Origin of the sequence: Roseateles chitinivorans, assembly GCF_050632145.1 — a bacterium.
Classification (GTDB): Bacteria; Pseudomonadota; Gammaproteobacteria; order Burkholderiales; family Burkholderiaceae_C; genus Roseateles; species Roseateles chitinivorans_B.
Window position 1 is genome coordinate 4,793,220 of the sequence record NZ_CP192577.1, and the last position, 22,540, is coordinate 4,815,759.

Genomic DNA, 22,540 nt, shown 5'->3' on the forward strand with positions numbered 1-22,540 from the left:
CGGGGAGAAACCGGAACATCAGCCGGCGCGGCGGGGGAAGGGTCATGTCGTTCATCGGTCGGACTGCGGAGTCAAGGAGGGATCCGTGACGGATCAGGGGGAGCGGCTGTCTTCGGGGGCGTGGTCTAAGGCGTCTTCTCGGCCGTCTTCTCCGCCTTGTGCCAGTCGGTGGCCGCCAGGCGCTCGAAGCCCGAGGTGTCCCACGGGCCGGCGCGCAGCGCCGCGGCCAGTTCGGCCACGGTCGGGTGGTCGAAGACCAGGCCGGGCTCGATCTCGATGCCCAGCAGCTTGCGCAGCCTCGCCACCAGCCGGATCACCATCAGCGAATGGCCGCCGAGCTCGAAGAAGTCCTCGTCGATGCCGATCGGGCCGCGGCCCAGCAGCAGACCCATGCCTTGCGCGAGGACGACCTCCAGCGCGTCGCGCGGCGCGCCTGGGGCGTTGCCGATGCCGCCGGTGGCGGAGGTCGAGCTCGCCGCGACAGCCGTTGCGGCCTCTGCGGCCATCCGCACGACGATCGCACCCCGATCGAGCTTGCCGTTGGCCAGCCGCGGGAAGACATCGAACGCATGGAAGCGCGTCGGCACCATGTGCGACGGCAGCGCGGCCTTCAGCGACTCGCGGATCCGCTCCACAGGTTCCGACTGCGCCGCGCGGTCCGGTCCGTCCGACTGGCTCGGGCGGTCCGTCGCAGTGGCCGCGCCGGCACCGCCCGTGGCGGCGGTGCCGGCGGTGGCGGCCGATCCGCCGTCACTCTCCAGCACCACGCAGGCCGACAGTTCGATCTCCCCGGTCGCGCCCGGCTCGGCCAGCACGACGGCCTGACGCACGCCCGGGAGGGCCAGCAAGGCGACCTCGATCTCCGCCGGATCGACGCGGAAGCCACGCACCTTCACCTGATGGTCGGCGCGACCCACGAGACGCAGGCCGCCTTCGGCCAGCACGCGCGCGACATCGCCGGTGCGGTACAGCCGCTCGCCGGGATGGAAGGGGTCGTCGATGAAGGCGCCCTGCACTTCCCGGCCCAGATAGCCCCGGCAGACCTGGGACCCGCCGATGAAGACCTGACCCAGGCCGCCCGCCGGCGCGAGCCGCATCGCCTCGTCGAGCACGAGCACGCGGTTGTTGGCCAGGGCTTGCGTCAACGGCAACGCGTCGCCGCCTTGCAGGTCGGACGCGCGCACGCGATGGACCAGCACGCCGACGGTCGTCTCGGTCGGACCGTAGTGGTTGTGGATGACCGTGTCCGGCGCGAGGCGGCGCAAGCGCTCGATCAGCGCGCGCGGCGCGGCCTCGCCGCCGAGCACCAGCGTCCGCGGCACGCGCGCCGCGTCGTCCTCGAGCAGCGCCTCGAGGTGCGACGGCACGATCTTCACCGCGTCGATGCGCATCGTTTCGACGAAACGCGCGAACGCGGCCGGGCTGCGGGTGTCGTCGTCGTTGGCGATGACCAGGCAAGCGCCGTTGAAGAGCGCGCCGAACAGCGCCGTGTTGCCCAGGTCGGCGACGACCGAACTGGTGAGGCCCCAGCGCCGGCTGGCGGCCAGGTCCATCGCCACGGTGCTCGCGACGACATAGTTCAGCAGCTGGCCGTGCTCGATGGCCACGCCCTTGGGATGGCCCGTCGATCCGGACGTGTAGAGCACGTAGGCCAGATCCTCCAGTCGGGGCTGCGTGGCCGGCTGCGTGCCGTCCAGCTGGCGCAGATCGATTCCGGGCCGTCCGGCGGGCGTGATCACATCGCCGGTCAGCAGCGCCGAGGCGACTTCATCGCCATCGCCATCGCCATCGCCATCGCCGCGCGGCGACGAAGCAGAAAGCACCAGCGCCGGTCGGGCATCCGCGAGCAGCGCCCGCCGCCGTGCGGCCGGCCAGCCGGGTTCGAGCGGCAGGTAGGCCGCGCCGGCCCGCCACGCGGCAAGCATCGCGACGATGAGGTCGGCGCCGCGCGGCAGGTCCAGCGCGACCAGCGATCCGGGCGCCACGCCCAGCGAGGTCATGGCGCGCGCGAGCCGGTTGGCGCGCTGGTTCAGCGCCCGGTAGTCCAGCACGACGCCGCCGGCTTCCAGCGCCGGCGCCTGCGGCGACAACGCCGCCCACTCGGCGACATGCTGCGAGACGGTCAGCGCGCCGGCATGGCGCCGTTCGCCCTCGCCCGCGCGCAGCAGCGCGGCGCGCTCCACCGGGCCGACAGGATCCAACTCCCTCACCGCTGCCTGCGGACGGTCCAGCACCTGGGTGACGAGCGTGGTGAACTGCTCCAGCAGACGCTCAACGGCCGTCTGCGAATGGCGCTGGCCGTCAGCGTGCAGGACCAGTTCGGCGGCCTCGCCCCAGCACACCGCCAGCGCAAGCGCTCCGGCGTCAGTGAGGCTGTCGGCGCCGGACCGGACGATCGCCGGTGCAGACCAGCCCGATGCAGGCGCGGCGACGGTCTGCCAATGGAAGATGGTTTCCTGATGTGCCGTCGTCGCCGCAGCTCCAACCCCTGCTGCAACCTTTGCCGGATCAGTGGCCGACATCGTTGGCGATTCAGCCGTCCAGTACTCCTGCGCATCGACATGCGCGCCGGTCGTGGCGGCAACCTGGCTCAGCCAGTCGTCGACGCGGGTCTCGCCGGACAGGGTCACGGCCACCGGCAGCAGTTTTTCGAACACACCGAAGGCGCCGCGCATGACCTCGTAGTCGTCCCGGCAGTCGTGCCTCCAGCCGGCGATGAACCGTTCGAACCCGTTCAGCCGTGCGAGCAGCAGCAGCCAGACCGCGTGCAGCAGCGGCTCGGCGCCGATGCCGGCGTCGCCGATCCTGAAGCTGGCGATGCGGCGCGCCAGACCCGCATCGAGCACGGTCCGCGCCTCGACGCGACCGGCGCGCGGCGCCAGCGGCGACGGCAGGCGTGGCCCGTGCCACGCCGTGTCACCGGCCAGGTGCGCACGCCAGTACGCCGCGCCGGTCCGGCCGTCCTCGCCGCCGGCCAGCTCCGCGCGCCATTCGACGTACTGGCTGTATTGGAAGAGCTCCTCGACGTCGAAGCCCGCCGTCGTGGCGTGCCGCTCGGCATGCGCCTGCGCGATCTGCGCCAGCAACGCGCGCAGGCTGCCCTCGTCCGCCACCAGCGCGCTGGCGTGCAGCGCCAGCACGTGCCGCGTGTCCGAGACACGCGCGATGCCCGCACGCAAGACCTGGCCCTCGGCGATGGACAGCGGCGTGGACAGCTGGTCGATCCACGCCTGCAACGCCGCCTCGTCCCGATCGCGCAGATCGACGCTCGACCAGTCGAGCGCCGGCCGCCTCGGCAACGGCCATTGGCGCAGACCGCGATAACCCTCGACGGGGCCGAAGGCGGTCCGCAGGATCTCGTGCGCGTCGATCGCCTGCGCGACCGCGCGACGCAGGGACTCTCCCGCCGTGGCGCCGGCTGGGGACGAGTCGACCGAAGCGTCGCGTGAGGAATCGGCGCCGCCATGAGGGCCACCATCGAGACCCACATCGATCATGACGCTCGCCGTCAGGCCGGGCACGGCGCCGAGCTGCGCGACATCGATCGAGGCGGCATCCAGCGGCCCGGCGACGATGCGCTGCTCGGGGCTCAGGCCCGTGCCGACGATCGTCTCTGCCGGCAGCCCGGGGGTATGGATCGCGTTCATCGGATCACCCCTCCCCGCCCAGCGACGCGCGATCGAACATCGCGCCCATGGCCACGACGATCTTGCGCGGCCCCTCGTACGGGTCGCGCGCGTGGGCCGCCAGCATGTTGTCCAGCATGATGATGTCGCCCTGGCGCCAGTCCAGCCGCACCGCGCAGGCCTCATAGGCCTGGCCGACGACGGCCATCGTCTCGTCCGGGATCGGCGACCCGTCGCCGAAGGTCACATGCCGCGGCATGCGGTCCGGGCCGACCAGGCCGAGCAGGTCCTCGCGCACCTCCGGCTCCAGGCAGCTGACGTGGTGCAGCTGCACCTGGTTGAAGAACACGCGTTCGCCCGTCAGCGGATGCTTGACCACGGCCGGGCAGCGCGTGCGGGTCTGCAGCGTGTCGGCGTCCAGCCAGGCGAAGTCCGTGCCGGCCTGCGTCAGCCGGGCCTCGACCTCCGCACGGTCGGTGGTCTTGAAGAAGTCCTGCCACGACACATCCAGCCGCGGCGTGAAGGTGCGCACGTAGCGCAGGCCCTTGCGCTCGAACTCCTCGACGAGCTCGGCGGGCAGCCGGCGCAGCATGTCCCGGCAGTCGACGATCGGCGTCGCGCCGCCGACCGGGGACGGCAGTTCGCAGAAGAACCACTGCTTGCGCGGCCAGCGCTCCAGGTGGGCGCTTTCGTTGTGGAACAGGATCATCTGCCGCTCGGGATACGGTGTGGAGCGGTAGGTGTTGCGGCCGCCCTCCTTCTTGGGCAGGTCGCCGTAGCCGCCGAACAGCTCCGGCTCGATGGACTCGGCGAAGGCCTCGAACTCCTGCGGCGTCCTCAGCCCGAAGTTGCGCAGCAGCAGGCCCGCATGCTTGAGCAGCAGGGGCTCGACGACATCGCGGTTCGCGCGCGCCCAGGCGACGGCATCGAGGTCGGGGCGCGTGGCTTCGACGATCAGCGGGAAACGGCGGTCGTCCGCGAGCGTGGACAGGCGCACCGCGGGCGTCGCGGCCGGAGCCGGCGCGCCCTCGGCGGCCGGTCCCGCACGCTTGCCGAGCGCGGCCAGTTTGCCGAGCTTGCCCAGCTTGTCGACGGGAGGAGGAAGGGAAGTCATGGTCGGCTCCTGAAGAGGCGGAGGAGAGGAAAGCGGCAGTCCGTCCAGCAGCGCGTCGAGCGGGGTCTGCGGCTCGGCGGTGGCGCGCTGCAGCAGCGTCCGCCAGTCCTGGGCGGCGGCCTCGACGGTGGCGCGCTCGTAGAGGGCGGTCGCGAACACCCACTCGGCACGCAGGCCGTCGGCGGTGTCGGTGACGAAGACGGCGAGGTCGAACTTCGAGGTGACCGGCGGCCGCGACTCGAGGCGCACGGTCAGCCCCGGCAGGTCCAGGCGCGCGTCCGGCGTGTTCTGGACCACGAACAGGACCTGCACCAGCGGGCCATGCCGGCGCGAGCGCGGCACGCCGGCGGCGTCGACGATCTGGTCGAACGGCATGGCACCGTGCTCGAAGGCCGTCAGACCGAGCTCGCGCACCTGGGTCAGCCAACCCGCGAAGGTCTCGCCGCGCCCGCTGGCACCGTCCCCCGCAGGCCGCGCGCCATGGGCCCCCATGGGTCCGGCGGCAGCGCCGAGCCGGCGCGAGCGCAGGGGCACGACATTGACGAAGAACCCGATCAGCGGCTCGAGCGCTGGCAGATCGCGGCCGGCCACGTCGGTGCCGACGACAAGGTCGTCGCTGCCGGTGCGACGGTGCATCAGCGCCAGGAAGGCCGCCATCATCACGAGGAACGGCGTGCTGCCCTGCGATCTGGCCAGACCGGTGATCGCGTCGGCCTCTGCCTTGGACAGCGTGACCGGCACCGTGTCGCCGGCCATCGAGGTCACGGGCGGCCGCTCGCGATCGGGCGGCAACGTGGACAGGACCGGCGCGCCGCGCAGCGTGTCGCGCCAATGCGCGGACAGCGCGGGTTGCGTCGCGGCCAGCTGGCGCGTCTGCCACTGCGCGTAGTCCGCGTACTGCACCGTCAGCGCGGGCCAGTCCGGCGCCGTGCCGGTGCGGACCGACGCATAGGCGGCGGTGAGATCGCGGACGAAGACGCCCACCGACCATCCGTCGCAGGCGATGTGATGCACGCACAGCAGCAGCACGTGTTGATCGGGCGAGAGGTGCAGCAACTCCGCGCGCAGCAGGCCATCGCCAGCCAGATCGAAGGCGCGAACTTCCTGCGCGGCCAGCGCTGCGTCGACGGCGGTCCTCCGGTCTTCCCGCGATAGTGCGGACAGGTCGCGCATCGGCAGATCGACCGGCGCCGCCGGTCGCAGCACCGCGATCGACTCGCCCTCGTCGTTCTCCGGATAGACGGTGCGCAGCACCTCGTGCCGGGCCACCAGCGCGTCGATCGCGCCCTGCAGCGCCGCCGCATCGAGCTCACCGTCCAGATGCAGCGCGGCGGCCATGTTGTAGGCCGGATGCGCCTCGCGATCGGCGCGCGGCGTCATCCGCTCGACCAGCCACAGGCGGCGCTGCGCCGGCGACAGGATCCGCCCAACGCTTCCATCGATGGGCACCAGAGGCACCGGCGCGTTCGACGTCGGCGGCGGAACACCAGGGCGCGCATCCGGCGTCGCGGCACGCGACAGTGCAGCGTCGCGGCGTGCATCGATGCGCGCGGCCAGGTCGCCCAGCACCGGCGCTTCGAAAAGGTCGCGCAGACTCAAGGTCACGCCCAGCCGCGCCGACACGCGCGAGGCCAGCTTCACTGCGGTCAGCGAGTTGCCGCCCGCGACGAAGAAGTTCGCGTCGCGCGTCGGCAGCGCGGCATCGGACACGGCCATGGACTCGCGCCAGATCTCGGCGAGGACCCTTTCGGTCACGCTGCCCGGCCGCTGCGTTCCGATGGCATCTCCCGCGTCCGGCGACAGGTCCTTCTCGCCGAATCCGCCGACTCGGCCGGCTCCGTCGCCTCCGCGATTTCCGCCGTCCCGGCCCTCTCCACCGTCGCCGCCGAGCACGAAACGTCCCTCCGCGTGGATCGCGAAGGCATCCAGCGTGCCATCGATCCAGCCTTGCCGCGCGGCAGCGCGCTGGATCTTCCCGCTGGACGTCTTGGGCAGACCGCCCGGATTGAGGAGCACCGTGACGCGCGGCGCCTCGCCGCAATGGCCGCCGACGATCGCGCCGATCGCGGCGACGAGCGCCTGCGCCGTCATCGCCTTGCGCGTGCCGCGGGACACCTCGGCGGCGACGCCGATCGCGTCGCCGTCAGGGCCCGGCACCGCGAAGGCGGCCACGCGTCCCTGACGCACCAGATCCGGCTGGCGCTCGATCGCCGCCTCGATGTCCTGCGGGTACAGGTTGTGGCCGCGCAGGATGATCAGGTCCTTGATGCGCCCGGTCACATACAGCTCGCCGTCGAGCAGGAAGCCGAGATCGCCGGTGCGCAGCCAGCGCTCGGGGCCCTGCTCGAGGAAGGTCTCGGCGCTGATGTCCGGTCGGCCCCAGTAGCCCTGCGCCACGCTGGGTCCGCTCACGCGGACCTCGCCCACCCGGGCCTCGCCGAGCGAGGCGCCGGTCGCGGGATCGACGATGCGCAGCTCGTGGCCGGTCGCCACGGCGCCGCAACTGACCAGCTGTTGCGTCGCACCGTCCGCGGGGTTCACGTGAACCGCGCGGTCCGCGCGTTCCAAGTCAACACCCGCGTCGACGTCTGCTTCGACTTCCTTGACCTCTTCGATCGGTTCCGCCCGGCCCTGCTTCAGGGCCTCGATGGAGAAGCGACGCGTCACCGCGCCATCCCCGCGTTGCCCGCCGGTGACGAACAGCGTCGCCTCCGCCAGGCCGAAACTCGGATAGATGGCGCCGGCGCGGAATCCGAAGGGCGCAAACGCCGCCTGGAACTCGGCGACCGTGTCCGCCCGGACCGGCTCCGCGCCGGACAACGCGACGCGCCAGGCGCTCAGGTCCCAGGCCGGCGCGGTGGCCCGACCGTCCTGGCCGTCCCGCTCCGCGCGCCCTGCCCGCCCTGCCCACCCCGTCCGCCTCACGCGCTCGGCGCACAGCCGGTACGCGAAGTCGGGACCGGCGGTGAGCGTGCCGCGATGACGGTGCATCGCCTCGATCCAGCGCATCGGCCGGGCAAGGAAATGCGACGTCGTCATCAGGACCAGCTTTCCGCCGGTGAAGAGCGGATGCAGCAGGCCGCCGATCAGCCCCATGTCGTGGAACGGCGGCAGCCAGGAGACGGAGACGTCCTGCGCCGTGGTGCCCATCGCCGCCTGGATCGCGCGCTCGTTGGCGATCAGGTTGCCGTGACTCACCATCACGCCCTTGGGCGTGGACGTCGATCCGGACGTGTACTGCAGGAAGGCGATGTCGGTCGGCCGCGGACGGTGCGGCGTCCAGGCGTCGGCGCATGCGGCATCGATCTCGTCCACGGCCAGCGCGTGCAGGGTCCCCGCGCCGCGGGATGCCGCGACACCCGCGACACCCGCGAGTCCTGCGGACCCTGCCGTTCCACCGCACTCCCCGAAGCTGCCCGCCTCGATCACGGCGCGCGTGGCGAGCACCGCCGCCGCGCCGGCATCGCGCGCGATCGCGTCGAAGCGATCGAGGTGTTGCGGTCTCGTGCTCTCCGGCGGGAACACGGGCACCGCGATCATCCCGGCGTACTGGCATCCGAGGAACGCGACGAGGTAATCGTCCGTGCCGTCGAGCGCGATGAGCACGCGCGCCTGCGCCGGCAGCGCCACGGCCTGCAAGGTCGCGGCCAGCGCGAGCGAGCGGCGGCGGAGCGCCCCGAAGGTGACGGGCCGCTCGCGATCATGGCGTCCGTTGTCGTGTCCGCTGTCGAGTCGGCCGTCCAGTCCGTCATCGCCGACCACGATCAAGGCGGTGTCCCCGCCCGCGCGGCGGCCAGGCGGTCGAGGTGCTCGACGAGGGTCGACGCCGCGCCGTCGGGCACCGGCAGGGACGAAGGAGTCGTCATCGCGGCAGGCATGTCGCGTTTCTTTCAGTGAAGGTCTCTGGGCAGCGGGCCCGCGGCGCCGGGCGCCGCGCGGTCACGCGAAGGCGCCGGGCGCGGCTCGCGCGGGGGCGCTCATGGCGCTCAAGGCGGTCAGGTGGCGGGTGAGCGCGGTCAGCACCGCGCCCTCCTGCTGCCGCACGAAGAAATGGCCGCCGTCGAACCAGTCCAGCGTGGCGGGCACGTCGGACGCGAGCGACCAGGCGGCGAGCCGGTCCGGCGCGATGTCGTCCTGGCGTCCGGCGAAGACATGCAGGGGCACGGGCAACGGCGCCTGCGGGACATGGCGGAAGCTGTCGCACACGCGGTAGTCCGCGCCCAGCACGTCGAGCGTCAGGCGCAGCAGCTCCGCGTTGGCGAAGACTTCCTCCGGCGTGCCGCCCTGGCGGCGCAGATCGGCGGCCAGCGTCGCGTCATCGGCCAGCGCCGCACGCAGCCGGGACGTGTCGCGCCGCGACGGCGCCGCGCTGCCCGAGGCGATGAGCGCGCGTGGCAGGCGCTCGCCGCGCTCGCGCAGGCGTTGCGCCATGCCGTGGGCCAGCAGCGCGCCCATGCTGTGGCCGAAGAACGCGAAGTCCGGTGCGTGACCCGACGGGCCCGTCACGCCGCGCATCACCGCCGCCTGCTCGTCGCAGAGCCGGTCCACGAGCGCTCCGAAGTCCTCGACGAAGGGCTCGCCGAGGCGGCTGCCGCGGCCGGGCAGTTCCACCGGCACGATCTCGATCCAGCGCGGCAGCAGCCGGCGCCAGCGCAGGTACATCGTGGCACTGGCCCCCGCGCACGGCAGGCACAGCAGCTGGAGGGCCATCGCCGGCATCGGCTTCAACCCGCGGTCGTGGGCTGGCCGGCCTGCTCCTGCTCCGCCATCCAGTCGCGCAGCGACTTCGGGCGCATGTCGGTCCAGGTGCGGTCGACGTAGGCGAGCACCGTCTTCTTGTCACCGCGGATCTCCGGCACCACGGACCAGCCGCCGGGCACGGCCTTCCAGTGCGGCCAGATCGAGTACTGGTCTTCGTGGTTGACGAGAACGATGAAGGTGTCGTCTTCGCGGTCGAAGCAGCTGGTGGACATGAGAACGCCTCTTGCAGGATAGGGATGGGGGCGTCCCCGTGCCGGTGGAACCGGCGACGGGGCCCTGTCCTGTCAAGACGTTTCAGCGTCGCGGATGTTCACGCGGATCGCGTGCCGCGGTGTCGTCGGGATCCAGCGCGCGGGCCGGCACCTGCCCGGCGAGCGCCCACAGCCGCGTCGCCTGCTGATACTGGCGCGCGTGTTCGGGATCCTCGGCCAGCCAGCGCGCGAGGGCCTGGCGGGCGGCGTCGTCGAAGTGCTCGCTATCGAACTCGCGTTGCACCCAGGTCCAGGCGGCGGACCAGACGGGATCGTCCTGCTCTTGTGTCATGGTGGGGTTGGCGGCGGCGTGACCCGGAGTCGTTGGCGCAGGGCCGGTCGACCCTGCGGCGCGAGCTTACTCCAGCGTCGCCGCGCGCCGCGCGAGGGCGCGCAACGCGGCCCGCGTCGCCCCGCGCGTCAGTCGTCCGCCAGCAGGTGGCGGCACCCGGCGATGGCCCGGGCGGCCTCCGCGATCCAGGCATTGACCAGGCCGAGCGCACATCCCATGCGCTGCGCGATCTCGCGCTGGGTCAGGCCTTCCAGACGATAGAGCTCGAACGCCTGGCGCGTCTGCGCGGGCACGCAACCCAGCGCGCGGTCGATGGAGCAGATCACCTGCTTGTCGCGCATCGACTGCTCGGGCGACACCGTGTCGGGAATGTCCAAATCGTCGGCCTCCACATCGAAGGCGCGGTAGTTCGCCTCGACGCTGTGCTTGCGGCAGTGATCGAGCGCCATGTTGCGGACCACGCGCGTGCAGTAGCCCAGCGGCCGGTCGGCCTGACGCGGCGATTCCCCATGGGCCAGCTTCAGGTAGGCGTCCTGCAGCACGTCGTCCGCCTGCTCGGGCGTGCGCACGATGCCCTGCGCGATCCGCCGCAGCCGCGCCCGGTTCTCGATGAAGACATGGGTCAGCCCCGGCTCGAGGCACTCGATGGTCATGACAGTGGTACTCCCTGTGACTTCGAGGTCACTTGAATGATAATAATTCTCAACAAGGCGCGACTCTACCGTCATCGCGACACGATTCCCGCTATCCCGCCGACCGATCAGGGACATGACACCGACGCTTCATATCGCAACAGTTGGAGACGACGCGTTCGTGCCTGCCCCTGTGTGCGACACCGCACCGACGGTGCGCGAACAACTGCATCGCCTGGCCCCGGCGCGCCTGCGCGAGATCGACGCCCAGATGACGTCGGCGCCGCACACGCTGCCCGCGCCGGTCGTCGGGCGCGGCATCGACCTGACGCTGCTGGACCGGCTGACGCAAGACCTGACCCTTGACGGACTGCCGGCGGTGATACGGCGGTCGAGCCGCGCCCGCCAACTCGGTTATCTCGGGGGTCGCCTGTGCGCCGAGACGGCGCTGCTCGACCTGGCGGACCGGTGCGAGGTCCTCACCGCGGCCATGACGGCGGCCATGAACGCGGCCATTCCCATCGGCGACGGCGGCGCGCCCCAATGGCCGGAGGGAGTGATCGGCTCGATCGCCCACACCCGCGACGGCGCCTGGGCCGCGGTCGCCCCCGGCGCGGCATGCGCGCGCCTGGGCATCGACAGTGAAGTCATCGTCGACGAGGCCGGCTGCCGCGACATCGTCGCGGTCTGCTGCACGCCGCGGGAACGCCGGCGCTGGTTCGAGCTCGCCGATCCGTTGCGCGCCACCTTGCTCTTCTCGGCGAAGGAAAGCGTCTACAAGGCGATCCATCCGCAGGTGAAGCGCTTCGTCGATTTCGATGAGGTGGAGATGGTCGGGATCGAGGATCTGGCCGGCACGCTGTGCCTCCACTTCCGTGCAACCCCGGAGGGGCCGCTCGCCGGGCGGATCCCGGCGCTGCAGGTCCATGCCCGGGTGGTCGGCGAGAGGGTGCATACCGCGATTGCCGACCTCCAGGACCGAGGCACGACCTGACCCCACGACCGGCGGCGCGACAAGACGAGAATTCCTCGCATTTGAGAATTGGTTGCATTTACACTGCGCCGCTTCAACATTCGCACGACCTCGCAAGATGTCCCTGCTCTACCTCGCGCTGGCGATGGCCGCGGCGATCGCCTTCTATCTGGGAAGCCGGCATCAGACCCTGCGCGCGGTGGCCCATCCGCGACGCCTGCGTCTGGCGGGCGGGTGGCTGCTGGTGCTGGCCTGGGCCGCGGCCTGGCGTGCGCTCGGCTTCTGGGGCGGCGGCTTCGCGATGCTGACGGCCTTCATGCTGAGCGCCGTGGCCCTGCCGTATCTGAACGCCTGGGTGGCGGGCCGCAGGAACGGGGAGACGCGCCATGTGGGGTAAGTCGCTGGCCGCGGCGCTGCTGGGTCTGCCGTTGACGGCGGCCGTGATCGGTCTGGTGACCCTGAGCTGGCCGGGCCGCTCCGAGGTCGTCACCCTGCCCTGGCTGCTGATGTCGTTCCCGCTGTGGATCGGCGTGATGGCGACCGTCTTCACCGCGCGCAGCGGTCTGCGGGCCTGGGCGTGGATGGGCGGGCTCACGGTGCTCGGCTACGCGCTGCTGCACGGTCTCAAGCTGATCGGCTGGATCCAGGTCGTCGCCCCATGAAGAGGAAGCTCAATCCCGCCACCCTGCGCAGCTTCCTGGCGCTGCACACCTGGGTCGGCCTGGCGGCCGGACTGCTCCTGTTCATCGCGTTCTACGCCGGCGCGATCACGGTGTTCACACAGGAACTGGACGGCTGGCGCCGCCCGTCGGCCGAGGTCGACCAGGTCGCCAGGCTGGCCCGCGCGCAGACCCTGCTCGACAAGGTCCAGCTCGCGCATCCGCACTCGCACAACCTGAAGCTGCAGCTGGCGCCGGCCGACCCGGAGCTCGACTGGTACAACGAGAACTACACCGAGCACCGCCGGTACGTGCTGGACGCATCGGGACAACACCTGACCCCGGCGGCGGCGCACGGCGGCTTCATCCAGCTGATCTACGAGCTGCACTACACCGCGGGACTGCCGGCGCCGTGGGGCACGCGGCTGTTCGGGATCGCCTGCGTGCTCTACGGCCTAGCCCTGGTCAGCGGCATCGTCATCCACGCGCCGGTGCTGCTGAAGGACCTCTTCGCCCTGCGCGCCGGGCGCAACCTGAAGCGCCTGTGGCAGGACGCGCACAACGTCATCGGGCTGCTCTCGCTGCCCTTCCACGTGATCTTCGCGTGGAGCGGCGCGGTGCTCGCGATCGGCTACCTGATGCTGGCGCCGTTCCAGTTCTTCGTGTTCGAAGGCAAGCTGCTGAAGATCATCAAGCCGGACCTGCAGACGGCGACGCACGTGGAGGCCGAGGCGTCCCCGCACGCCCTGCTGCCGCTGACGGAGTTGCTGCGCCGCGGCCGGGAACAGGTGCCGGGCTTCCAGCCCTCGGAGGTGTCGCTGCACGACCCGGGCGATGTGAATGCGCAGGTCACGCTGGTGGGGCTGGTCGACCAGAAGATGCTGAGCCGCCGCGTGGCCGTGGCCCTGAACGGCGCCACGGGCGAGGTGCTCGGCGTGGACCAGCCGGCCACCTACTCGCCGGGCAAGCGCTTCCTGAACGGGCTGACCTCGCTGCACTACGGCAACTTCGGCGACACGCTGCTGAAGTGGCTGTACTTCGTGCTGGGGTTGGCGGGCGCCTTCCTCTTCTACAGCGGCAATCTGCTCTACATCGAGGCCCGCCGCCGCCATCAGCAGACGGAGCAGGCGCGCGGCCCGCGACTGATGGCGCGCCTGACGCTCGGCGTGTGCCTGGGCTGCATCGCGGGGGTGTCGGCGCTTTTCCTCTCCGGCGCGCTGCTGCGCGACCGGTGGGACCAGGCGGTCTACTTCGGCGTGTTCTTCGCGAGTCTCGCGTGGGCCTTCCTCCGTCCGCCGGCGCGGGCGGGGCATGAACTGCTGTGGCTCTGCGCCGTGCTGACGGCGGCGATCCCGGCGGCGGCGTGGATGGCGACGGGTGTCTCCCCGCTGGGCGCGGTGCTGGACGGACACTCGCACCGGATCTTCGTGGACCTGACGGCGCTGCTGCTGGCCGCAGCCTATGCGCGACTGGCGGCGGCGACGCTGAAGCGCGGCCTCGACGGGCCGGCGAACAGCGTGTGGGCGTTGGCGCCGAAGACCAGCAGGAAAGCCGTCCCGCAGACGACCGGGACCTCCCGCCCGCTCCCGCCCTAGGACTGAGGAGGCCGGGCCGGACGGGAGAAATACGGCACCTCGTACATACGCCCCCACGAGGCCTCCGGCGGCGAGGTCCAGAACACCGTCAAGGCCTGGCGCCAGGTCGAGGCGTCCAGCGCGGCGATCGCGGTGTGGAAACCGGGGAGCGCCGCCAGTTCCCGCACCCGCGCTGCGGCCCTGACCTGCAGCTCGCCGATGTTCTGCGCATCGCCAACGGCAGCGATTTCCTGCGTGGCGTGACGCGGCGTCGTCGCGGCCGCGTCGTCCGCCTGCCGGTGGGCCAGCGGCAGCCACTGATCGACGACGGGTCGGCCGTACTTGTCGACCAGCGCCTGGAACGCCGCCGAGGACAGGAAGGACTGCATGCCGCCGAGGTCCTCCCACAGATAGAACGGTGAGTAGCGCGCGGGCGCCTGCGCCGTGCGTTCGCTCACCAGGAAACCCTTGTAGCGCAGCCCCGGCAGTGCGTCGAAGCGCGGACCGATCTCGACGGCGCGCTGGCGGACGGTGTCGATGTCGAAGGTCTCGGGGAAGTCGAATCCGTATTGCATGGAGAACATGACCGCTCCGCGTCGTCAGTGGACAGGGACCGCAGTCTGATCCTGCGGGCATCGCCGGACAACGTGCCGGACGGCAAAGGGCCGTTGCGGGCGGCGCAAGGCAGCCCGAGCCCCCCGCTCGACGGTCGACGCGTCGAGCGGCAGTCCACTCGGCGGCCCACCCGGCGACCTGTCGCCGCTTTCGCATTCCGGATAACGCGGCGCACCCCGAGAAACCTAGAGTCGCACCTCCATGCGCGGCATCCGCCCGACTTCGATCGAGGAGCAGTCCCATGAGTTTCCATGCCATCAATCCTCCAGGACCGGGCATCCCCGGCCTTTCCCAGGCCGCGGCCATCGACGGCGGCCGGCTGTTGCTGCTGTCCGGCCATGTCCCCTTCCGAGCCGACGGGTCGGTCGCGGGCCCGGACTTCGAGGCCCAGCTCGAGCAGGTGTTCTCCAACCTGGAGGCAACACTGAAGGCCGCCGGCAGCGACTTCGCCCAGGTGGCGAAACTGACCTACTACGTCACCGACCTCCAGCCGGACCTGCTGCCGACGCTGCGCGCCGTGCGGGATCGTTTCATCGACCCGAAGCATCCGCCGGCCAGCACGCTGATCGGCGTGGCGGCGCTGTTCCGCCCCGACGTGCGCGTCGAGATCGAGGCGGTGGCCACGGCCTGATGGCCTGACGGCCTGGGCTGGGGCTCGCCGCCTGCGCCCCCGATCCCCGCCCGGTCTCCTCGTCAAGGCATCACGGCATCACGATGCAGAATCCCCGCACGATGGATCCGACGCTTCCCCCTCCCGCGAACCCGCGTCTCACCGTCGTCACGCGCGACGTGCTGGCCGACGTCGAGGATCAGGCCAGGAGCCTCGCGGGGTGGGGCCAGCGATACCAGCAACTGAGCGGCGGACGTTTCCGGGGCTCGATGCTCGGTTGCTCGGTGGACGGTCTCCAGTTCTTCGTGGAACGTCTGAACCAGGCGACCCATCAGACGGGACCCGGCCCCGCGGGCGCGATCGCCCTGGCCTTCCCGCTGGCCTGTGAAGGCTCGGGGCGCGTCTTCGGGCAGACGTATGACCGGGACACCCTGGTCGCCCTGGCGCCTCGGCAGGCCAGCGATTTCCGCTCACCCGCGACGCTTCAGCTGGCGGGCATCGCGATCGAGGCGGACGCGCTGATGCGGTACGCCGCGTGGTCGGATGGCGAGACCGCCGTCGCCGCCGCGGTCTCCCGCGCCGTGCTGACCTTGGCGCCTGCGAGCAGCGCGCGCCTTCGCCGCCGCCTGCATGCCGCGGCGAGGCTGGTGGCCGATGATCCGGCTGCGCTGCAGCGGGGTCAGGTCGTGACGGCGCTGCACCATGCGCTGCTCGGCGCCTTTGTCGAGGCCATCGGCGCGAGCTGCGCCGCTGATGCTGGCACCGCCTCCACGCCTCGGCCGCGTGCAGCCGCAGGCCGCTCCCGTCATCGCATCGTCCGGGAGGCAGTGGAGTTCATGCGCGCCGGGGTCGACCAGCCGCTCGACATGGTCGACATCTGCGCCGCCGTGCGGGTGCAGGCGCGCGTGCTCCAGTACGGTTTCAACGAGGCGTTCGGCGTCACGCCGATGGCCTTTCTGCGAGGGATCCGCCTCCACGGCATCCGACGCGAACTCCGTGCGTCCACCGATGAGCCCATCGGGGACATCGCGGCCCGCTGGGGCCTCTGGCACCTCAGCCGCCTCGCGGCGGACTATCGCGCCCTGTTCGGGGAACTGCCCTCGGCAACCCGGCACCGCCGCGCCTCAAGCGCGTAGATGCCGTCCGGCGCCGCTCGACGTCGCCCGCCCGCGCGAACGGACAACGCCGCGGCGCGTGGTCACCCGCGCAGGGCGGCAGCGACGGCGTCGGCCAACGGGGTCGTCGGCCGGCCGAGCAGGCGGGACAGGTCCCGCGAGGTGTCGTCCAGCTCGCCCTGCCCCGACTTCACGCTGGCGTCGACCACGACATCCACGATCATCTGCGGCAATCCCCAGCCCTGCAGCGCGGCGGCGAACTCCGCGGGCGCGAGGTCCCGGTAGCTCACCGGCCGGCCGGCCTGCCTCGACACTTCCGCGGCGAACTCGGCCATCGAGAAGCTGTGGTCGCCGACCAGTTCGTAGGTCTTGCCCACGTGGCCGGGTTGCGTGAGCACCGCGACCGCGGCGCCCGCGTAGTCCTCGCGCGAGGCCGAGGCCAGTCGCCCCTGCCCCGAGCTGCCGATGAGGGCGCCGTGCGTCACGGCATCGGCCAGACCGGCCGTGGTGTTCTCGAAGTACCAGCCGTTGCGCAGCAGCACGTGGGCCAGTCCCGAGCGCTTCAGGTACTCCTCGGTCTGGTGGTGCTCCCTTGCGAGCGACAAGGTGGACGTGTCCGCACGCAGCATGCTCGTGTAGACGACCAGCTGGACGCCCGCGGCCTGCGCCGCGTCGATGACGGCCTGGTGCTGCCTCAACCGCTGCCCCGGCACGACGGCGGACACGAGCAGCAGCTTCTCCACGCCTTCGAACGCCGCACGCAGGGTCTCGGGGCGATCGTAGTCGCCCACGCGCAGCTGGACGCCCAGGTCCCGCAGCGCGCCGGCCTTCTCCACGTCGCGCACGGTGGCGACGATCTCGTTGGCCGGCAGCGTCTTGAGCAGCTGCCGGATGGCCAGCCCGCCGAGGTGTCCGGCGGCGCCTGTGATGGCAATCATGTCGATCCTTCGTTGGTTTGATTCAAGCCGCCACTCTAGTGATCGGACCGTTGGCTGAATAATGTTGAAGATCAATGACGGTTATCGAAGGATTGGATACCCCGATGGAAGTTCGTCAGCTGGATCTGTTCCTCCGCGTCGCGGAGTTGGGAAGCATCAACCGGGCCGCCCAGACGCTGCAGCTGTCGCAGCCCGCCTTGTCGCGGCAGATCGCCCTGCTGGAGCAGGACATGGGCGCGCGGCTCTTCAACCGCACGCAGGGCGGCGTGCTGCTGACCGACGCGGGCCGGTTGCTCTCGGAGCGGGCGCGCCCGCTGCTCAAGCAGTTCAACCTGCTGAAACAGCAGGTCGGCGAGCAGGCCGCCGGACAGCTCGCCATCGGCATGCCGCCGGCCTGGCGGCAGCGGGTGGCGTGCCCCTTCATCGAGGCCATCGCCGCGCAGTTGCCCGGCGTCAAGCTGCGTATCTGCGAGGGGCTCAGCAACGAGCTGCAGGACGACATGGCCGCAGGCCTGCTGGACCTCGGCATCGTGCCCTTCAGCGCGACGCCGGCGCACAGGCACACCCAGACCGCGCTCCTGCGCGAACCCGTCGTCGTCGTGGGTCGCGCCGCCGATCAGCTGACGCCGGACAAGCTGCTCCCCCTGACCGACCTGGACGGCAGGCCCCTGGTGCTCCCCGAACGCCCGAACGTGCTGCGCGTCCAGCTGGAGCAGGCGATGGCGCGACGCGGCCTGGACTGCCGCGTCGCCGTGGAGACCGACGCGGTCGACATCTGTCTCGACATGGCCCGGCGGGGCGTGGCCCTCAGCGTCGTGCCCGCCTCCGCGCTGTCCGGCATCGCCGGCGACGCGTCGTTCAGCTGGGCGCCGCTGCGGGCCCAGCAGGTCACCTGGGCGCTCTGGGAGAACCAGGCCCGCGCCCACTCGGAGGCGGTCGTGGAAGGCCGGCGGCTGCTCCTGCGGCACATCGGCGGCCTGATCCGGCGCAAGCAGTGGTGGAAGGCCGAGCTGCTGGTCGACTTGAAGGCATGATCGGCGTCCGTCAGATCTTTCTCATCCCGGTCCCGCCATGATCACCTGCCACCTCCGCTACGTCCTCGACCCGTTCAAGCTCAAGGAGTTCGAGCACTACGGCAAGCTCTGGATCCCGCTCGTGCGCCGGTTCGGCGGCGTGCACCACGGCTACCTGCTGCCCTCGGAGGGCGCGAACAACATCGCGCTGGCGTCCTTCTCCTTCCCCTCGCTCGCCGCCTACGAGGCGTACCGGATCAAGTCCCTCGAGGATGCGGAATGCCAGGCCGCCTTCCGGTACGCGGAAGAAACGCGCTGCATCGTCAGCTACGAGCGCACGTTCTTCCGGCCTGTGTTCGAGTGACCTGACGGGAGATCGCCGGCCCTAGGTCATCCACGGCCGGGGCCAGCTGTTGCGCTTCGCGACCTGCTGCAGGTCGGCGACGCAGTCCGAGCACATCGGTGCAGCCTGACGAGGGAACACCTGCGTATGGAGGAACTGGGTCAGCAAGGTGCGGCGGCACAAGCCGCAGATCCCGCCTTCGTTGGGTAGGAACGCGGTGCCGGTCTTCTGGCATTTGAACGGCACCGTCGTCATGGTGCTGCGCTCCCGGAGATGCGGATCCAGTGGGGCATGGCGTCCTCGCAAGTCGGCCCGGAGGGATGCAGGGTCTGATGCCAGCAGATTGTCGAGGCCAACGCTTGGAAGCCGGATGGCGCTTTCCCCACCTCCTAAGAGGTAGAGCCCTTCGCAACCCTCGTTGCATCCCTGCAAGCATTGCAACCGGGCCGTCGCATCCGCGCGCTCCCGACGCACCTCGACACAGCGCCCGGTCACGCGTCCCTACAGTCCCTCCACCTCGACGCCCCGATGGCGTCGCTGCTGGAGAACCCCTGTGACCGTTTCCCGCCGCACCTTCCTCGGTACCGCCGCCGGCGTCGCCGCCTCCGCGCTGCCGCTGTCCCAAGCGATCGCCGCCAGTCCGGTCGGCGACGTCGTCGGCAAGATCACCGTCGGCTACCAGGGCTGGTTCGCCTGTGCCGGCGACGGCGCGCCGATCAACGGCTGGTGGCACTGGGCGCAGGACTGGGGTCGCACGCCTTCCCCGAGCAACCGCGCGATCATCTCGTGGCCCGACATGCGCGAGTACGCGTCCGGCTACGCCACCGCATTCGACCGGCTGGGCAACGGCGCACCGGCGACGCTGTTCTCGTCCTACGACCAGTCCACCGTCGACACGCACTTCCGCTGGATGCAGCAGAACGGCTGCGACACCGCGGCGCTGCAGCGCTTCAACCCCAACGGCGGCGAAGGCGCGACCCGCGATGCGATGGCGGTGAAGGTGCGCAGCGCCGCCGAGTCGTATGGCCGCAAGTTCTACGTGATGTACGACGTGAGCGGCTGGCGCAACATGCAGCCCGAGATCAAGGCGGACTGGCTGAACAAGATGTCCGCGCTGGTGGCGTCCTCGGCCTACGCACGCCAGAACGGCAAGCCCGTCGTCGGCATCTGGGGCTTCGGCTTCAACGACGACAACCATCCCTGGTCCGCCGCCGCCTGCCTGGACGTCATCAACTGGTTCAAGGGCCAGGGCTGCTACGTGATGGGCGGCGTGCCGACCTACTGGCGCGAAGGAAAGAACGACTCGCGCGCCGGCTACCTGGACGTCTACCACGCGCTCAACATGATCTCGCCGTGGATGGTCGGCCGCATCGGCGACGCGGCCGGGTCCGACTGGTTCTACCAGAACGTCAACCTGGCCGACCAGGCCGACTGCAACGCACGCGGCATCGACTACCAGCCGTGCGTGCTGCCCGGCGACCTGAGCGTACGTCAGCGCAAGCACGGCGATTTCATGTGGCGCCAGTTCTACAACCTGGTCCGCCTGGGCTCGCAGGGCCTCTACATCTCGATGTTCGACGAGTTCAACGAGGGCAACCAGATCGCCAAGACCGCCGAGACCGCGGCCTTCGTGCCCGCCGGCTCGGGCATCCTCGCGCTGGACGAGGACGGCACGGCCTGCTCGTCCGACTACTACCTGCGCCTGACCAACGACGGCGGGCGCATGCTGAAGGGCCTGCTGCCGCTGACGCCGACGCGGCCGACGCAACCGGTGGTCGGCACGACGCCGCCCGTCGCGCAGGTGGTGACGCTGCGCGCCCGCGTGAACAACCGCTACGTGACGGCCGAGAACGCCGGCGCCGCGGCGCTGATCGCCAACCGCGACGCCATCGGCGGCTGGGAGCAGTTCGAGCTGCTGGACGCCGGCAGCGGCAACATCGCGCTGCGCGCGCGGGCCAACGGCAAGCTGGTCTGCGCAGAAAACGGCGGCGGCTCCGCGCTGATCGCCAACCGGACCGCCGTGGGTCCGTGGGAGTCGTTCAAGCTGATCCGCAACCCGAATGGCTCGGTCACGCTGCAGTCGATCGCCAACAACCGCTACGTCACCGCCGAGAACGCCGGCGCGGCCTCGCTGATCGCGAACCGGACGGCGATCGGACCCTGGGAGCAGTTCGACCTGATCACCGCCGCGCGCTGAGCCCGCGGGCCACCCGGCGACCGGCGACCGGCGACCGGCGACCGGCGACCGGCGGCGTCCGGTCGCGTCCGATGACGGCGTGACTGCCCGGCGTCTGCATCCGTCCCGCGAGGAACGCCGTATATCCAGGCATCGACACTACCCCGAAAGGGTGGGAGCCTTGCCGTGATCACGCACCATCCGCGGGCAACCGCAATGAAGGCCGCACGGGCGCGATGGGGATGTCGCGCCGCCGAGGCGGCGGTGACGAACAATCGCGCCCAGCCCGTCGTCCCGCCTTCCGGCAGGGACGTGACCTCGTCGTCCGCGGAAGTCGGGCCGCCGCAGTTCCCGCGTTGTCCGCGAGGAGCTCGCCGCGGTCCGCCGTCCCGGCGTCCTGATCCAGGAACCATGAACGCCAGCGCCGAAGCCTCCTCGCCCGAGACCGCCGATCCCCTGCGCCAGCTGATGGCCCGCGTCGCCCTGCGCGACCGCGGCGCCTTCGAACGCCTGTACCGCGCCACCTCGTCCCACCTGTTCTCGATCTCGCTGCGCGTGCTGCGCGACGAGGGCCGCGCCGACGAGGTGCTGCAGGAGGCCTACGTCAGCATCTGGCAGAAGGCCGCGAGCTACCAGCCCGACGCCGCGACGCCGATGACCTGGATGATCAACATCGTCCGCAACCGTGCGATCGACGCGCTGCGCGCCGGCCGCAACGAACGCGACAGCACCGTCGCACTGGACGACGAGGCGATGGACGTCCCCGCCGACGCCAGCGGCGACCCGCACGCCCTGCTCGACGAGAGCCTGACGAAGGCCCGCATCGACCAGTGCATGCACGCGCTGCCGCCGGCCCAGCGGCAGGCCCTGGCGCTGGCCTACTACCGCGGCATGGTGCACACGGAGATCGCCGAGATGTTGCGGTCCCCGCTGGGCACGGTGAAGAGCTGGGTCCGCCGCGGACTCGACCAGCTGAAGTCCTGCCTGGACGGCGCGGCGGTGCGCACATGAACTACCTCCGCCCCGAACGCCTCGACGCCCTCGCCTGAGAATACGCGCTGGGCACGCTGGCGGGCGGCGCCCGCCGCCGCTTCGAATCCCTGATGCGCGACTCGGCCGCCGTGCGCCTGTCCGCGCAGATCTGGCAGCAACGCCTGTCGGCGCTGGAAGCCGCCACGCCGCCGGTCGCACCGCCGCTGGGCAACTGGCCCGGCATCCAGCGCCGCCTGTTCCCGGATGAACGGCAGCGGACCGACGCCGCGGCCGCGGCTGGCTCAACGGGGTCAGCGGGCTCAATAGGGTCAGCGGGGTCACGACAGGCCCACGGCGGCTGGTGGCGCTGGCTGGTGCCCGGCGGTGCCCGCGGCGCGGCCGCCGTCTCCGGCTGGGCCGTCGTCGGTGCCCTCGCCGGCGCGCTGGCCTGCGTGGCCGTGCTGCGCAGCTCCCCGACGTGGATGGAAAGCATCCAGGCCGACCAGGCCACGCCCGCGAGCTACGTCGGCCTGCTGCACGATGCCCAGGGACAACCGACGCTGGTCGCGAGTTCCCGCCGCCACGGCAGGCTGATGACGCTGCGCCTGCTGCAGCCGCTGGCCTTGCCCGAGGGTCAGGTCGCGCGGCTGTGGGCGCTGCCGGACCACGGCGCCCCCTTCCTGCTGGCGACTCTGCCGGCCAAGGACACGGCGCAGGCGCCCATGGCCGACACGTCGGAGAAGCTCTTCAAGTCGGTGCGCCGGCTCGCGGTCACCATCGAACCTGCGGCCACCGCGCCGGGCGCGCCGCTCACGCCCTTCGTCTGGGAAGGCGACTGCGTGAAGGTCTGGTGACGGGCTGACCCGTCATCGCCGC

At 71.2% G+C, this 22,540-nt stretch carries 20 protein-coding genes; 11 read left to right on the plus strand and 9 right to left on the minus strand.

Translation table 11 applies throughout. From position 1 onward, the window contains the following. Positions 1-125 precede the first annotated feature (125 nt). The 6 genes from ACQ86G_RS21980 to ACQ86G_RS22005 form a co-directional block, all read right to left on the minus strand. Positions 126-3,647 carry a non-ribosomal peptide synthetase gene (locus tag ACQ86G_RS21980; protein ID WP_431257301.1) on the minus strand — a complete coding sequence of 1,174 codons (3,522 nt, stop codon included), beginning with the start codon at positions 3,645-3,647 and terminating at the stop codon, positions 126-128. A 4-nt stretch (positions 3,648-3,651) separates the two neighbouring features. Next, entirely contained in the window at positions 3,652-8,502 is a 4,851-nt protein-coding gene (locus ACQ86G_RS21985; RefSeq protein ID WP_431261465.1) for a condensation domain-containing protein, read from the minus strand. A 177-nt stretch (positions 8,503-8,679) separates the two neighbouring features. Then, entirely contained in the window at positions 8,680-9,459 is a 780-nt protein-coding gene (locus ACQ86G_RS21990; RefSeq protein WP_431261466.1) for a thioesterase II family protein, read from the minus strand. 5 nt (positions 9,460-9,464) lie between these two features. Further along, positions 9,465-9,713, minus strand: a complete 249-nt coding sequence (locus tag ACQ86G_RS21995) for an MbtH family protein (RefSeq protein WP_431257302.1) — start codon at positions 9,711-9,713, stop codon at positions 9,465-9,467. A gap of 82 nt (positions 9,714-9,795) precedes the next feature. Further along, the gene (locus tag ACQ86G_RS22000) at positions 9,796-10,044 is read right to left on the minus strand and encodes a DUF4880 domain-containing protein (protein WP_431257303.1); all 249 of its coding nucleotides are present in this window, start codon (positions 10,042-10,044) and stop codon (positions 9,796-9,798) included. Positions 10,045-10,172: 128 nt separating this feature from the next. Then, positions 10,173-10,697 carry a sigma-70 family RNA polymerase sigma factor gene (locus ACQ86G_RS22005; protein WP_431257304.1) on the minus strand — a complete coding sequence of 175 codons (525 nt, stop codon included), beginning with the start codon at positions 10,695-10,697 and terminating at the stop codon, positions 10,173-10,175. A 115-nt stretch (positions 10,698-10,812) separates the two neighbouring features. On the opposite strand from ACQ86G_RS22005, the gene ACQ86G_RS22010 reads away from it, so the two are divergent. From ACQ86G_RS22010 to ACQ86G_RS22025, 4 genes are all read left to right on the plus strand, one after another. Next, entirely contained in the window at positions 10,813-11,670 is an 858-nt protein-coding gene (locus ACQ86G_RS22010; RefSeq protein ID WP_431257305.1) for a 4'-phosphopantetheinyl transferase family protein, read from the plus strand. Positions 11,671-11,767: 97 nt separating this feature from the next. Further along, complete coding sequence (locus ACQ86G_RS22015) at positions 11,768-12,046, plus strand: hypothetical protein (protein ID WP_431257306.1); 279 nt, start codon at positions 11,768-11,770, stop codon at positions 12,044-12,046. Beyond that, the gene (locus ACQ86G_RS22020; RefSeq protein ID WP_431257307.1) at positions 12,036-12,311 is read left to right on the plus strand and encodes a hypothetical protein; all 276 of its coding nucleotides are present in this window, start codon (positions 12,036-12,038) and stop codon (positions 12,309-12,311) included. Before ACQ86G_RS22015 ends, ACQ86G_RS22020 begins: the two co-directional genes overlap by 11 nt. Further along, positions 12,308-13,903, plus strand: a complete 1,596-nt coding sequence (locus tag ACQ86G_RS22025) for a PepSY-associated TM helix domain-containing protein (protein ID WP_431257308.1) — start codon at positions 12,308-12,310, stop codon at positions 13,901-13,903. The genes ACQ86G_RS22020 and ACQ86G_RS22025 overlap by 4 nt, the downstream gene beginning before the upstream one ends. On the opposite strand, the gene ACQ86G_RS22030 is transcribed toward ACQ86G_RS22025, so the two are convergent. Then, on the minus strand, positions 13,900-14,466 hold the full coding sequence (locus ACQ86G_RS22030; protein WP_431257309.1) for a DUF4865 family protein: 567 nt from the start codon (positions 14,464-14,466) through the stop codon (positions 13,900-13,902). The two genes, ACQ86G_RS22025 and ACQ86G_RS22030, sit on opposite strands and share 4 nt — an antisense overlap. Positions 14,467-14,738: 272 nt before the next feature. On the opposite strand from ACQ86G_RS22030, the gene ACQ86G_RS22035 reads away from it, so the two are divergent. After that, positions 14,739-15,128 (plus strand): RidA family protein, encoded by a 390-nt coding sequence (locus ACQ86G_RS22035; RefSeq protein WP_431257310.1) that lies wholly within the window; start codon positions 14,739-14,741, stop codon positions 15,126-15,128. A gap of 101 nt (positions 15,129-15,229) precedes the next feature. Beyond that, positions 15,230-16,243, plus strand: a complete 1,014-nt coding sequence (locus ACQ86G_RS22040) for a helix-turn-helix domain-containing protein (RefSeq protein ID WP_431257311.1) — start codon at positions 15,230-15,232, stop codon at positions 16,241-16,243. Positions 16,244-16,305: 62 nt separating this feature from the next. Here ACQ86G_RS22040 and ACQ86G_RS22045 read toward each other — a convergent pair whose 3' ends face one another. After that, positions 16,306-17,160 carry an SDR family oxidoreductase gene (locus ACQ86G_RS22045; RefSeq protein WP_431257312.1) on the minus strand — a complete coding sequence of 285 codons (855 nt, stop codon included), beginning with the start codon at positions 17,158-17,160 and terminating at the stop codon, positions 16,306-16,308. A gap of 104 nt (positions 17,161-17,264) precedes the next feature. Between ACQ86G_RS22045 and ACQ86G_RS22050 the strand changes: the two genes are divergently transcribed. Both ACQ86G_RS22050 and ACQ86G_RS22055 read left to right on the plus strand, forming a co-directional pair. Further along, positions 17,265-18,194 carry a LysR family transcriptional regulator gene (locus ACQ86G_RS22050; protein ID WP_431257313.1) on the plus strand — a complete coding sequence of 310 codons (930 nt, stop codon included), beginning with the start codon at positions 17,265-17,267 and terminating at the stop codon, positions 18,192-18,194. Positions 18,195-18,231: 37 nt separating this feature from the next. Continuing rightward, entirely contained in the window at positions 18,232-18,537 is a 306-nt protein-coding gene (locus ACQ86G_RS22055) for an NIPSNAP family protein (protein WP_431257314.1), read from the plus strand. A 21-nt stretch (positions 18,538-18,558) separates the two neighbouring features. Here the strand turns inward: ACQ86G_RS22055 and ACQ86G_RS22060 are convergent, their stop codons facing one another. Further along, positions 18,559-18,771, minus strand: coding sequence for a hypothetical protein (locus ACQ86G_RS22060; RefSeq protein ID WP_431257315.1), 213 nt, complete (start codon positions 18,769-18,771; stop codon positions 18,559-18,561). Between the two features lie 298 nt (positions 18,772-19,069). Here ACQ86G_RS22060 and ACQ86G_RS22065 point away from each other — a divergent pair, with 298 nt between their 5' ends. The 3 genes from ACQ86G_RS22065 (at position 19,070) to ACQ86G_RS22075 (ending at position 22,518) form a co-directional block, all read left to right on the plus strand. Further along, a complete protein-coding gene (locus tag ACQ86G_RS22065; RefSeq protein ID WP_431257316.1) occupies positions 19,070-20,713 on the plus strand; it encodes a lectin in 1,644 nt (547 codons plus the stop codon). A gap of 390 nt (positions 20,714-21,103) precedes the next feature. Next, entirely contained in the window at positions 21,104-21,703 is a 600-nt protein-coding gene (locus ACQ86G_RS22070) for a sigma-70 family RNA polymerase sigma factor (RefSeq protein ID WP_431257317.1), read from the plus strand. Positions 21,704-21,795: 92 nt separating this feature from the next. Beyond that, a complete protein-coding gene (locus ACQ86G_RS22075) occupies positions 21,796-22,518 on the plus strand; it encodes an anti-sigma factor (protein ID WP_431257318.1) in 723 nt (240 codons plus the stop codon). Positions 22,519-22,540: the final 22 nt, after the last annotated feature.

Bases quoted from the DNA above. Each gene is read 5' to 3' on its own strand.
- ACQ86G_RS21980 (WP_431257301.1), bottom strand. From the start codon at position 3,647: ATGAACGCGATCCATACCCCCGGGCTGCCGGCAGAGACGATCGTCGGC.
- ACQ86G_RS21990 (WP_431261466.1), bottom strand. From the start codon at position 9,459: ATGCCGGCGATGGCCCTCCAGCTGCTGTGCCTGCCGTGCGCGGGGGCC.
- ACQ86G_RS21995 (WP_431257302.1), bottom strand. From the start codon at position 9,713: ATGTCCACCAGCTGCTTCGACCGCGAAGACGACACCTTCATCGTTCTC.
- ACQ86G_RS22000 (WP_431257303.1), bottom strand. From the start codon at position 10,044: ATGACACAAGAGCAGGACGATCCCGTCTGGTCCGCCGCCTGGACCTGG.
- ACQ86G_RS22005 (WP_431257304.1), bottom strand. From the start codon at position 10,697: ATGACCATCGAGTGCCTCGAGCCGGGGCTGACCCATGTCTTCATCGAG.
- ACQ86G_RS22010 (WP_431257305.1), top strand. From the start codon at position 10,813: ATGACACCGACGCTTCATATCGCAACAGTTGGAGACGACGCGTTCGTG.
- ACQ86G_RS22015 (WP_431257306.1), top strand. From the start codon at position 11,768: ATGTCCCTGCTCTACCTCGCGCTGGCGATGGCCGCGGCGATCGCCTTC.
- ACQ86G_RS22020 (WP_431257307.1), top strand. From the start codon at position 12,036: ATGTGGGGTAAGTCGCTGGCCGCGGCGCTGCTGGGTCTGCCGTTGACG.
- ACQ86G_RS22025 (WP_431257308.1), top strand. From the start codon at position 12,308: ATGAAGAGGAAGCTCAATCCCGCCACCCTGCGCAGCTTCCTGGCGCTG.
- ACQ86G_RS22030 (WP_431257309.1), bottom strand. From the start codon at position 14,466: ATGTTCTCCATGCAATACGGATTCGACTTCCCCGAGACCTTCGACATC.
- ACQ86G_RS22035 (WP_431257310.1), top strand. From the start codon at position 14,739: ATGAGTTTCCATGCCATCAATCCTCCAGGACCGGGCATCCCCGGCCTT.
- ACQ86G_RS22040 (WP_431257311.1), top strand. From the start codon at position 15,230: ATGGATCCGACGCTTCCCCCTCCCGCGAACCCGCGTCTCACCGTCGTC.
- ACQ86G_RS22045 (WP_431257312.1), bottom strand. From the start codon at position 17,160: ATGATTGCCATCACAGGCGCCGCCGGACACCTCGGCGGGCTGGCCATC.
- ACQ86G_RS22050 (WP_431257313.1), top strand. From the start codon at position 17,265: ATGGAAGTTCGTCAGCTGGATCTGTTCCTCCGCGTCGCGGAGTTGGGA.
- ACQ86G_RS22055 (WP_431257314.1), top strand. From the start codon at position 18,232: ATGATCACCTGCCACCTCCGCTACGTCCTCGACCCGTTCAAGCTCAAG.
- ACQ86G_RS22060 (WP_431257315.1), bottom strand. From the start codon at position 18,771: ATGACGACGGTGCCGTTCAAATGCCAGAAGACCGGCACCGCGTTCCTA.
- ACQ86G_RS22070 (WP_431257317.1), top strand. From the start codon at position 21,104: ATGAACGCCAGCGCCGAAGCCTCCTCGCCCGAGACCGCCGATCCCCTG.
- ACQ86G_RS22075 (WP_431257318.1), top strand. From the start codon at position 21,796: ATGCGCGACTCGGCCGCCGTGCGCCTGTCCGCGCAGATCTGGCAGCAA.